At 37.4% G+C, this 10,043-nt stretch carries 14 protein-coding genes; 5 read left to right on the top strand and 9 right to left on the bottom strand.

Annotated elements, in window-relative coordinates:
* Positions 1 to 155: 155 nt before the first annotated feature.
* The 5 genes from JFU56_RS12915 to JFU56_RS12895 form a co-directional block, all read right to left on the bottom strand.
* Entirely contained in the window at positions 156 to 347 is a 192-nt protein-coding gene (locus JFU56_RS12915) for a hypothetical protein (RefSeq protein ID WP_198437711.1), read from the bottom strand.
* A 26-nt stretch (positions 348 to 373) separates the two neighbouring features.
* The gene (locus JFU56_RS12910) at positions 374 to 868 is read right to left on the bottom strand and encodes a hypothetical protein (RefSeq protein ID WP_198437710.1); all 495 of its coding nucleotides are present in this window, start codon (positions 866 to 868) and stop codon (positions 374 to 376) included.
* Positions 869 to 883: 15 nt separating this feature from the next.
* Complete coding sequence (locus JFU56_RS12905; RefSeq protein WP_198437709.1) at positions 884 to 1,117, bottom strand: hypothetical protein; 234 nt, start codon at positions 1,115 to 1,117, stop codon at positions 884 to 886.
* Between the two features lie 232 nt (positions 1,118 to 1,349).
* Positions 1,350 to 1,601 carry a hypothetical protein gene (locus JFU56_RS12900; protein ID WP_198437708.1) on the bottom strand — a complete coding sequence of 84 codons (252 nt, stop codon included), beginning with the start codon at positions 1,599 to 1,601 and terminating at the stop codon, positions 1,350 to 1,352.
* Positions 1,602 to 1,618: 17 nt separating this feature from the next.
* Entirely contained in the window at positions 1,619 to 2,335 is a 717-nt protein-coding gene (locus JFU56_RS12895) for an integrase (RefSeq protein ID WP_198437707.1), read from the bottom strand.
* A gap of 600 nt (positions 2,336 to 2,935) precedes the next feature.
* Between JFU56_RS12895 and JFU56_RS12890 the strand changes: the two genes are divergently transcribed.
* The 3 genes from JFU56_RS12890 to JFU56_RS12880 all read left to right on the top strand — a co-directional run bounded on the left by JFU56_RS12890 (position 2,936) and on the right by JFU56_RS12880 (position 6,491).
* A complete protein-coding gene (locus tag JFU56_RS12890; protein ID WP_198437706.1) occupies positions 2,936 to 3,154 on the top strand; it encodes a hypothetical protein in 219 nt (72 codons plus the stop codon).
* Between the two features lie 69 nt (positions 3,155 to 3,223).
* A complete protein-coding gene (locus JFU56_RS12885) occupies positions 3,224 to 4,660 on the top strand; it encodes a DNA cytosine methyltransferase (protein WP_198437705.1) in 1,437 nt (478 codons plus the stop codon).
* A 1,036-nt stretch (positions 4,661 to 5,696) separates the two neighbouring features.
* Entirely contained in the window at positions 5,697 to 6,491 is a 795-nt protein-coding gene (locus JFU56_RS12880) for a hypothetical protein (RefSeq protein WP_198437704.1), read from the top strand.
* A 158-nt stretch (positions 6,492 to 6,649) separates the two neighbouring features.
* Here the strand turns inward: JFU56_RS12880 and JFU56_RS12875 are convergent, their stop codons facing one another.
* The 4 genes from JFU56_RS12875 to JFU56_RS12860 form a co-directional block, all read right to left on the bottom strand.
* Positions 6,650 to 6,862, bottom strand: coding sequence for a hypothetical protein (locus JFU56_RS12875; RefSeq protein WP_198437703.1), 213 nt, complete (start codon positions 6,860 to 6,862; stop codon positions 6,650 to 6,652).
* Positions 6,863 to 6,865: 3 nt separating this feature from the next.
* A complete protein-coding gene (locus JFU56_RS12870) occupies positions 6,866 to 7,087 on the bottom strand; it encodes a hypothetical protein (protein ID WP_198437702.1) in 222 nt (73 codons plus the stop codon).
* A gap of 17 nt (positions 7,088 to 7,104) precedes the next feature.
* Positions 7,105 to 7,758 carry a site-specific integrase gene (locus tag JFU56_RS12865; protein ID WP_198437701.1) on the bottom strand — a complete coding sequence of 218 codons (654 nt, stop codon included), beginning with the start codon at positions 7,756 to 7,758 and terminating at the stop codon, positions 7,105 to 7,107.
* Positions 7,759 to 7,949: 191 nt separating this feature from the next.
* Positions 7,950 to 8,453: a hypothetical protein gene (locus JFU56_RS12860; RefSeq protein WP_198437700.1), complete on the bottom strand. Its 504-nt coding sequence runs from the start codon at positions 8,451 to 8,453 to the stop codon at positions 7,950 to 7,952.
* 280 nt (positions 8,454 to 8,733) lie between these two features.
* On the opposite strand from JFU56_RS12860, the gene JFU56_RS12855 reads away from it, so the two are divergent.
* Together JFU56_RS12855 and JFU56_RS12850 are read left to right on the top strand one after the other, a co-directional pair.
* A complete protein-coding gene (locus tag JFU56_RS12855; protein WP_198437699.1) occupies positions 8,734 to 9,003 on the top strand; it encodes a DUF1778 domain-containing protein in 270 nt (89 codons plus the stop codon).
* A complete protein-coding gene (locus JFU56_RS12850) occupies positions 9,000 to 9,530 on the top strand; it encodes a GNAT family N-acetyltransferase (RefSeq protein ID WP_198437698.1) in 531 nt (176 codons plus the stop codon). The genes JFU56_RS12855 and JFU56_RS12850 overlap by 4 nt, the downstream gene beginning before the upstream one ends.
* The last annotated feature ends 513 nt before the right edge of the window (positions 9,531 to 10,043 follow it).

Genomic DNA, 10,043 nt, shown 5'->3' with positions numbered 1-10,043 from the left:
CTTAAACTCAATTTCCTTACCTTGATGTTGAACCACTGCGCATATCTTCTAGTCATGCATGCGAGGGCTTCTCCTGTACCTAGAGACACAATGGCTTTCGCCATTTGATCGCAAAACTCGCTGTTATCTGTCATCGAAAGTTTCCCATTTGGTAATTAGAGGTTTAAAGCATCAATTTTTGTCTGACAAGCTATAACCATTTCATCGTCATCATTAACAATTGCGAGAAGCGCAATTTGTTCCACTATTGAAAATATCAATACATCCGGAGTACTTTCACTAACACCAATTATTTCTAAAACTGCGTCTAGTGGTGAGGATAGGTAACTCCTAAAATTTGAACTCATAAGTTTCCTACATTCAAAATGTATAATTACATGTTCCCACTAAACGCAACTGCAGCATCTCTCGCTTCTTTCCAGTTTAGAGATTCAACGTCGAGATTAGAACGCTCTGATAGTTTAATTTTAAAGTTTTCATAGTCCTCTATACCAATATACATAGTAAAAGATTCTTCACTAAACTTACTATAATCCTCACCTACCATCACTTGAGTTCTTGTATCATATACGCCAATTAACACAGTTGCGGTTCCTCCTGCATTCAACATGCTTAAATAATATCGACCTGAAGATTGAAATGTCATGGCTGAGCTTATTGCTATAATAAATAAAATAATAATATTGACTGGTTTAGTCATAAAGAAAAAAGCAGGGTCTTTTTGTGTTCGTTTAATCATTTTGAACTTGAGTGCAATAATAAAGCTAGCAACCAACATTGGTATGGTAAAAGCTATAGCCCCAGCTACAGCCATGATATAACAGACTTCACTAATCGTCAGCGTGTTTAGGTATTCATTTGATAGCATCGAAGTTTCCCATATTTAATTCGTTGCGTTTAATTGCTTGTAAGCGCCATGAAACGGCCCTCGCGGCAATCCATTTGCAATGTAGTGAGTGATTTGCTTTTTAGCCGATCTACGCGTTCCATATAACCCGCTAGCAGTGGCCATATCATCATCACCAAACATCACAGCATATTTTCCATTGGGACGCTTCATTACGCCCCAATCATCAATAATCCAAGTAACCACTGCTAAGTTTCCCATCTTAATCATTTCGTAAAAACCAACTAAGCGCCGAAGTCATTAAACAAAAGCAACTACACGCAATCCCAAGTGAAACTAATACGTTTGAATTTGGGATGAAATAATAGATACTAAAACCTATTAATACTGCTGCAACTATAAATAGACGCATACTGATGTAAATTACTGCATCTGTTGGTGATCCCTTTTCTAACCTTCTCCAAAACCAATTTCCAATCATGTTAAATTTCCTATCGCGACTTTATTCACCAAAGTCCATATTTGAACTATAAAAATGATAAGAAACCTCACAGTTATCTACCACTGTTCTAGTACCCGCTACAGCTTCTATTTCAAGATTAGAGTTCCAAGCCGTGAATTGTTTTGTTTCCTCAGAATCAAGCTCAGTCGTGACTGTAAACCCTTTTTCCGATTGTTCATTTTTCCATTTCTTAAGTCTATTTTCGATGATTGTTGTTATCGCTTTATCGCCTTTTATTCGTTCATGACTCATATTAAGTTTCCCATTAGTTAAATCATAAAGCGGCGGCGTTTTTTAAAGGATTCAAGTCGCCGTTGCTTAGTTTCTTTTCGTTTAATAAAGAACGCACTGATTGGACTGTATGCTGTGTAGTCCATGATCAATATTTTCGAGATACTATCATCACTAAAACCGGTGGTAATACAGATGTCAGATACAGACATTCCACACCTATAAGATTCAATTACGCACGTTCTGATCAGAGATAAACGTCTTACACCTTTATCCCATAAGCCAGCATCTTGAATTAGTTTATCCAGTCGCTTGTTCATAGCGTGTGGACTCAATCGGTCATCGTTCCCTCTCTTTTGCAATGAAAATTTTTTAAGATCATCATTAACTAGCAATTCAGCGGTGGGATCTAGACCAAGGTAGTGCTTGCCTGGTTGAGTATTAATACCCGTTTGAATAAGCCATTTAATGTATTGCTCCAGCGCATCCTTGATGTGCTCATTTGATAGTAATATAGGCCGTTCGTTACCGTCCCTTGCTATCGAGTCAGGCAAGATAACAAACTCGTTTAACGCGCCCGTCGGAGATACAAATAAATCAATAGTTACCAGTGTTAATTCAATTTCTCGTAAGCCGACCAATCCAGCCAATAACAACAAAAGTTTGTTGCGGTACTTCAATTCTGTATTCTTGCCGTAATTACGACTTATCAATGGCTTAAACAGCTCATTGTCTACAAGTGGCCTTCCAATCATAACGCAACTATAGTTGTATATTTGCGTTTATACTGACAGTTAAATAGCTACATAGCAAGTTGAAGTTAAAAAACTATTTAAAAATGAGTGGTTAACATGATTCTGATAGGAAACGGTGGACAGATAACAAATCTGCCAGTGGGCATATTATTAGTCATATGCATTTAAGCTTATCCATTATGGTCAGCGTTTTTAACTGCCTTGTATGTAAACTTATTATCGGTATCTTGGTATTCCTGTGATGGACTTACGATATATCCTACGCGATAGGCTACAACTTAGCTTAAGTGGTTGAAGCTTTATATTTTTAATAACTGTGCTACGATGTAGTTAGGTTTCGACCTCACTTCCAATTCAATATTCAAATAAGTCCAATGGCGACTTAATTTAATGCGTATTTTTCTTGCGCGTGACGACGTCACACTAATCAAAACAACATATCTAAGTAACTAATAACAGCTAAAGCACGTTCCAAGTCATTTCTACTTGTGACTCGCATTATCTGTTTTGTGATGCTTTATCACCAAATGTCAGCTAAGGCTACTCAATGACACATGCGTACTGCATGGCCTACCTTTCAAACCGTCTATGGAGACACTTATGAACAATACAACAACCGCTATCGATCAAGATGGATTTAAGTTAGCAGTCGGTGTAGAAGAAGTTTCTTCTGCGTCACGAGGTGTACTTGAAGTTGTTATACAGCGAGAAATGGACAAAGTATCTCGTTATTTTAAATGTGCAACTCAACCAAGTTTATCTGATATGTACAACCAGGCAATCGATAATAATAAGGTAATCATGTACTCGATTATCTAATCGTAATATGACTTGCACTACCCCACTCAACCCGCTCTTTGAGCAATCCAAATCAAGCAGGTACCTCAAATGAAACATTTTGAAATCATAACGCTACAAAAACCATCAGCTACTGTCGGTAGAATAAATATTGAAAATTTAACTAAATTACCCGAAGTTGGCTTTCCGCCTGGACAATTAATTAACGTCGATTATTTTCCTGAACTTAGAAAGATTGTGATTACCGCTGATGATAATGGTACGCACAATATAAGCAGCAAAAATTACAAATATCGGGACGGTGTTCGCATTGGGTCTCGACTCGATCTAAGAAATCAGACTATCGCTAAGATTTTTGAAGGCGAGACTGAGCTCATGATGATTTATAATAAAAACCGGTTAATTTTTTGTGAGACCCCTCGAAGCAAGAGTGTGAGAGATCGCATTGAATACATGGCGGAAGCCATCATTAATGGTAAATTGAGTTCAGGCAGTCTATACGCTGGAGTCGGTTGTGCTGATATTGGCCTCGCAGACGGATTCAAGAAAGTTGGACTCGACACTGAATTGGCTTTCGTGAATGAGATCGAGTCTAAGTTCGTGGATACATTCACAAACAACAACCCTACCTACAAAAAAGGCAAAACGGTTACTGCGGCAATGGATATACATGAGCTATTTCCTGCTGCGATACCTGATGTTCACATGTGGACAGCTGGTATCGTTTGTAAGTCGTTCAGTTCGTTAAACGTTAAAAATAGAGATGCGCCTGAATGGGATGAAAATTTTGGCCACCTAACTGTTTCAACACTCATGACTTTGCAGATGTCAAACTTTAAGGCACCGCTTATATTTATAGAGCAAGTTGTACCTTATTTTAACAGCCTGTCCTTCCACCAGCTCAAGCGAATTCTCGGTATAAAAGGGTACACGATGCACGTCGCAGGAGACTTTAATGAGAATGGTGGTTACAAGGGCGTTGCCGGTAAAGATTATGGTGACATAGAAAATAGAAAAAGGTTATTCGTGGTATTTGTTACTAATGGCATAAATATCAATCTTGATTTTATGGATGAATTAGCTCGGACGAATACAACTCCAATAAAGCACTTGCTCGATGATCCTAGTACGATCCCTGACAAAGCTTTTAATATCGGCGCTTCTCTTAGGAAGAAGTCATTAGAAACCGATTGGAAAAATAGAGTGGTGACTGATGAGGTAACTAGTCTGTCTACGATCAGTGCGGGCTATGGCCGCGTAAGGATTGAAGACCCTAAATTATTGAAAAAAAACAATGATCCGCTAGGTGATTTTAGACTATTCACCTTCACTGAAGTGTCGCGCTTTAAGCAGCTTCCTGAAGGATTAGTCGACGGTGTGCCAGCTAAGCGTGATCAACTCACGATGCTTGGCAATGGGTTAAACGGGGGGGCTTCTACTGCATTTTTTTATGCAATTGGAAAGAGCTTGACCACGTTACAGCAACCTTGGAACAAGGAATTAATTAGTTACAAATTAACTGCTTAATTTTTCACTCAAACTGTTAATAGAAACAAGGCGTACATTATGTGCGTCCTGTTTCTAATACAATTATAGTGTTTGTCCTTCGGTTACGAGGCTTTATTTCAGAATGGAGTTATCTAAACATTTTAGGCTTTAATCTGATGAGTATGCTTACATTTCTTGTTTTTAGTGTCATTTTTATTTTGATGAAAGACAAGTTATTTAAAAGTAAATAGCCGCCATGAAAAAATAATTGCGGAGCCCAATATTAATTGTTCAGATAGGAATTATTTCGTTGTTCCTAATAGTTAATTGTTGGATTCGACAAATTCAAACTCGCCAATATTTCTCAATTCACCTATGATACCCCCTTGATCTCCGGCTTTGTAAACTAACGCTTCAAGGTCACGAGATCGGCAATGGTCTTTGTCATTCGAAGGATAAACTCTTCCGTCATATCATCGATCACGCTGTCGAATTGTTTTGAAATTAGTATTTAAGTTTCCTGCCTTTAAGTGGCAAACGGCTCCCGTATACGCTTCGCTGTAAATGGCGTAAACGCAGTTAATTAAAAAAAATCATATTTAATTTGTATATGGCGGTTATAAATATGTAACATTAAATTAAAATGATGAAAAATCTTACTGCATTATTATCAATTATATTGTCAATTCTAGTATCAATTCTAGTATCAATTCTAGTATCAAAATTCTTCAATTTATCGTTAGAAAAACAGGAGAACTTTATTCAACTGGTTAGTGAGTTAACGCAGCTAGCGCAGTCATTGAGTAGTTAGCCCTGCAACCGCCATCAGCAATCTGAATTAAATTTACTGCTGGTGGCTGTACAATCAAACCCCCTCTCTGATAATGACCGCTATTCACTTTAACTTTCCTACGCGTAACCTTATCTGTCTTCCCTACCCTGCTTTCCGAGATCGGCAGGTCTGTGACCTTATATGGAAACGGTGGTAATGTTGAGCATCACTTGAATTAAGTTCAAATACTCAGGGTAACTATACTTTTTAGTATCTATTTAGGTGCGGTTACATGGTGGAATCATGAGTGTCATTATAAAAAATTGTAGTTTGAATATAATCAAAATTGATAATGCGAGACTAACATCAAAACAAGTTGCTGATTTTCCCTGTATTGAACATGATGAATGGTTCAAGTTGCATAATGAATTTAGAGTTGTGGCGACCTTCTCTCTTGAAGCTCTATTGAGATTCAGAAAAGCTGATATAGGTAAAATTAGTAATCGTGAGCGTTATTCCATTAGAGCTGTAATCTTACAGAGATCTGATGTTCTTTTTACCTCGATTATTGAAATGGATAAATACATCGATATTGAAGACAATTATGAAGCCTTAGAGATAAAATATAATCAGTGGTGTGATGTTAAAAAAAATAAGTTTGAGCCAGAACAAGCTTTAATGGAAGATGTTGATGTTTGGTTGTATTTATCTACCCATTTAACATTGACACATAACTTACAAAAAGAAATTACGCTGTTTAAAATTAGCCGTTTAACGCCTATTGATACGCAACTTGATAAAGATGAATTATCAGGTGAATTTTTTGATTTAAAAAGAGAAAAGGAACAGATCAATAACTTGTTTAAAAAAGAAAATATACTTCAAGCGCTGTCAGAATGGATGTGGTGGGAAGGAAACTTTACACACATTCAAGTTAATGATCCTGAAATATCCAATATAAAACAATGGATAATCACAAATAAGAAAGAAGTTATAAGCACTATCAAACGTTATCATCAACAACGCTTTGAACCATTAGCAATACGCAATAAAACAATTCATGCCGAAGTCGATAATGCCCCCTATGTCATCATCTAACTAGCCCCTATCTGCAATCCTATGGTTTCCGTGTTAGTTTCATGCAGTGGCCGAACCGACGGAAACGGTAACAAAGGGAACTCTAACAAAGGGAACTCTAACATTCTCTCGAGAAAATCTGAATGTTGAGATTGAGTATCACTTAATTCCTTACTTGGCTAAAGTTCATGTGAGCGATAAAACGAACCACCAATGACAATGAACTTAACGTCAACATTTTCGTCTTTCTCAGATTCACCGACCATAATGCAATGAACGTCATGACTTAACATTGAACGTTCATAAGCCTCTTTAATAGCCTTATCTTCAGAAATAACACTGTCCCATCCGATAGCGAGACCATCCTTAATTTTTCCAATCGCAAAAGCCACATTCTATTCCTCTTTGTTAAAAAAACCGTTTTCTTTGGCAAACCGATACATATCAATCACACCTTTTTTGGCTGAACCTGATTTATTCACAATAGCCGTTTTCATCTGTCTCATTTCTTCACCATCTTCAGCAGTATCGGCAGTGCTGATCTCAACACGAAACAATGGCTCACGCTTTTTGTTGTACGAAACATCTTTGGATAGCTTCTCTTTTTGTTCTGTCATTTTTTACTTACCTACATCTATATATTTTTAAAAAGATTATTCATTACAGATTCAAGTTCAGCTTCATGTGGTCTGATTTTACCATCCAAGCTTTTCTTGGTTTTGATGCCCGTAAAATCTCTTAAATCATTATATCTTGCACCATTATCGTAAAACATTTTAATGCCGCTATCACGAAACGAGCTTGCGCTACAGCCCTTAATTCCAGAGTTATCAAGCAGTGAGTTCAACTTCTTGTTTAACGCTACTGGTAGCACTCCTGCGCTATCCTTTTCACGCTTTGATAAAGCGTACTTCTGATAATTATCGTTTAGGATAAAAGGAGCTTTCGGATCTCTGCCTTGATACGCTTTTTTGCCCGATTCATACAGCCCGTTAGCAATCCACCAATCCATATAGGCTTGCATTAATTTGGCTATATGATCAGACGTTCTAATTTCTCTTGCTTGACCATTTTGCGCAACATGATCGGGTAGTACCCAAATGCGATAAAACTGACCATCTCTATCCATTACATCTTCAAGACGCAACGTACTGGCTTCTACAGGGGATAAAAGCCAGTACGTTGATACCAACACAAGAGCTTTATTTCTAACCGCAAAAGGTGGCTTGCTGTTCGCCTTAATCACTTTTTTTATGTCGGCCTCGGACAATATTCGCTCAACTGGCATCGCTTCACCTTAATAACAAAACACTTAACATCTAACTATTGTAATCCCATAGTATTGCGTTGCAAGTATAATTGCGACTAAAACCGTTGTAGTCACCTGTACGTCCTAGCGACAGAGGAATGTTCTCAAGTGATCTAAACTTGAATAACAGGCAAAAGAAAACCCCGATAATTTTCGGGGTTTAGTTGTGTTTAGCCAAAAACAATATCGAACTCTTTGCTACTATGAAAGCGAAGTATATCTTTCACCTTTAAGTGGAGCTTAGAGCTTTTTTCTGCTGCTGTTTTGACAAACTCATGAGCGTCTTCATCCTTTGCGAAAGTTTCCATTTCATCAATTTTTTGAAGTTGAATCTCGCCATCTGCATCGAAGAGTGCCCAACCCTCAGATTGTGCGGTCTGGTCTTCTTCGTTACTTAGGCTCATAGGTGTACCCTCAAGCTCATAAATGTACAAGTCAGTACCCATCACCTCATGATTGTTGGCAGATATCCCAACTTCACCATCTATGTGATCAGTGTCTACAAACTCTTTCATTGTTACCAACATAATCGCCACATCTGAATCGTTAATTCGGGTGATTTTATCTAACTTCCACTCCAAAATGTCTGAGTTTTGAATAGTTAGATTTGACTGAATAGTGTCTTTTGGTACGTTGAATAGCTCAAGTTTAAATTTATTGGTTTTAGTGATCATCTGTGTGGTTTCCTTTGTTTTGAATATACAGACATTATAGTCGTGTACACGACAATTGCAAGGAGCGTTTAATGATATTCCAAAGAAAAATCCCCGACTAAGCAGGGAATGTTCGGAAATGGTGGAAATAGAGTTAATTAAAATTAATCGCATTAAAAACAGATATTACATTCGCAAGGTATAGATTAAATCCGTAATAGTTCCGTACAAGTTGATCTTTAGTTGTTTAAAAACTATAATCAAATAATTTACGGAATTACTCCGTACAATTGGAGGTTTTATGGCTACATCAAGACTTGATATCCGTTTGGATGAAGAAATCAAAGCTAAGGCTGAGAAAGCATCTGCTTTACTTGGTTTGAAAAGTTTAACTGAATACGTCGTTCGTTTAATGGACGAAGATTCAACCAAAGTAGTTTCTGAGCATGAAAGTATTACCGTTGAAGCGAATGTATTTGACCAATTTATGGCTGCTTGTAATGAAGCTAAAGCCCCGAATAAAGCATTACTTGAAGCTGCTGCATTTACTCAAAATGGTGAGTTCAATTGAGTTATTTAAAGACTTTCAAGGAACTGGATAAATCACAACATGACAGAGCATCATTTGATTGTGGCGAAAAAGAGCTAAATGACTTTATCCAAACTCAAGCAGCCAAACATATGCAAGCCGGTATTAGCCGCACTATGGTCTTACCTGCTTCAGCGCCATTACCAAATAAAAAATATCCTATCTGTTCCTTTTATAGTATCGCGCCAAGTTCAATTAGTCGTGATACATTGCCACAAGCAATGGCTAAAAAGTTACCACGTTATCCGGTTCCTGTTTTTCTTTTGGCTCAACTTGCCGTCCATAAAGAATTTCATGGGAGTGGGTTAGGCAAAGTTAGCTTAATTAAAGCGTTAGAGTACCTTTGGGAAATTAACTCTCACATGAGAGCTTATGCCATCGTTGTTGATTGTTTAACTGAACAAGCTGAGTCATTTTACGCTAAATATGGTTTCGACGTTCTTTGCGAAATTAATGGTCGAGTAAGAATGTTCATACCAATGAAAACAGTCAGCCAGTTATTCACTTAGTGGTAAATCTTAAATATCCTCCGACATCTGTTATTAGTGTCCCTACGTCTGATTACAAGTCGTATGCTTTTCACATCGAACTACTCAACTCTTCCCTACCCTGGTTCCGTGATCTCTTCATGTAATGGCCGAACCAACGGAAACGGTGGACATGCAGTTAATTAAAAATAATCAATATTAAATTTGCATATGCCGGTTATTAATATGTAACATTAAATAAAACATGATGAAAAACATTATTACAGTACAATCAATTCTAGTATCAATTCTAGTATCAGAATTCTTCAATTTATCGTTACAAAAACAGGAAAACGTCATTCAACTGGTATGTGAATTAACGCAGCTAGCGCAGTCATTGAGTAGTTAGCCTAGTAACCGCCACCAGCAGTCTTAATTAATTTCACCGGTGGTGGCCGTATAAACAAAATAAGTGAGTATTTTCCGCCAAACACCGGAAACGGTATTTTGGGTTAACAATCAGCAAGCGCTATTGTGTTGTCCTGATGCTAAACT

Source organism: Moritella sp. F3, assembly GCF_015082335.1.
GTDB lineage: Bacteria > Pseudomonadota > Gammaproteobacteria > Enterobacterales > Moritellaceae > Moritella.
The sequence above is the reverse complement of the archived record's forward strand: the minus strand, read 5'-3'. Positions and strand labels throughout refer to the sequence as shown.

Coding starts and splice junctions, on each gene's coding strand:
- JFU56_RS12915 (WP_198437711.1), bottom strand. CDS start 347: ATGAGTTCAAATTTTAGGAGTTACCTATCCTCACCACTAGACGCAGTT.
- JFU56_RS12910 (WP_198437710.1), bottom strand. CDS start 868: ATGCTATCAAATGAATACCTAAACACGCTGACGATTAGTGAAGTCTGT.
- JFU56_RS12905 (WP_198437709.1), bottom strand. CDS start 1,117: ATGATTAAGATGGGAAACTTAGCAGTGGTTACTTGGATTATTGATGAT.
- JFU56_RS12900 (WP_198437708.1), bottom strand. CDS start 1,601: ATGAGTCATGAACGAATAAAAGGCGATAAAGCGATAACAACAATCATC.
- JFU56_RS12895 (WP_198437707.1), bottom strand. CDS start 2,335: ATGATTGGAAGGCCACTTGTAGACAATGAGCTGTTTAAGCCATTGATA.
- JFU56_RS12890 (WP_198437706.1), top strand. CDS start 2,936: ATGAACAATACAACAACCGCTATCGATCAAGATGGATTTAAGTTAGCA.
- JFU56_RS12885 (WP_198437705.1), top strand. CDS start 3,224: ATGAAACATTTTGAAATCATAACGCTACAAAAACCATCAGCTACTGTC.
- JFU56_RS12880 (WP_198437704.1), top strand. CDS start 5,697: ATGAGTGTCATTATAAAAAATTGTAGTTTGAATATAATCAAAATTGAT.
- JFU56_RS12870 (WP_198437702.1), bottom strand. CDS start 7,087: ATGACAGAACAAAAAGAGAAGCTATCCAAAGATGTTTCGTACAACAAA.
- JFU56_RS12865 (WP_198437701.1), bottom strand. CDS start 7,758: ATGCCAGTTGAGCGAATATTGTCCGAGGCCGACATAAAAAAAGTGATT.
- JFU56_RS12860 (WP_198437700.1), bottom strand. CDS start 8,453: ATGATCACTAAAACCAATAAATTTAAACTTGAGCTATTCAACGTACCA.
- JFU56_RS12855 (WP_198437699.1), top strand. CDS start 8,734: ATGGCTACATCAAGACTTGATATCCGTTTGGATGAAGAAATCAAAGCT.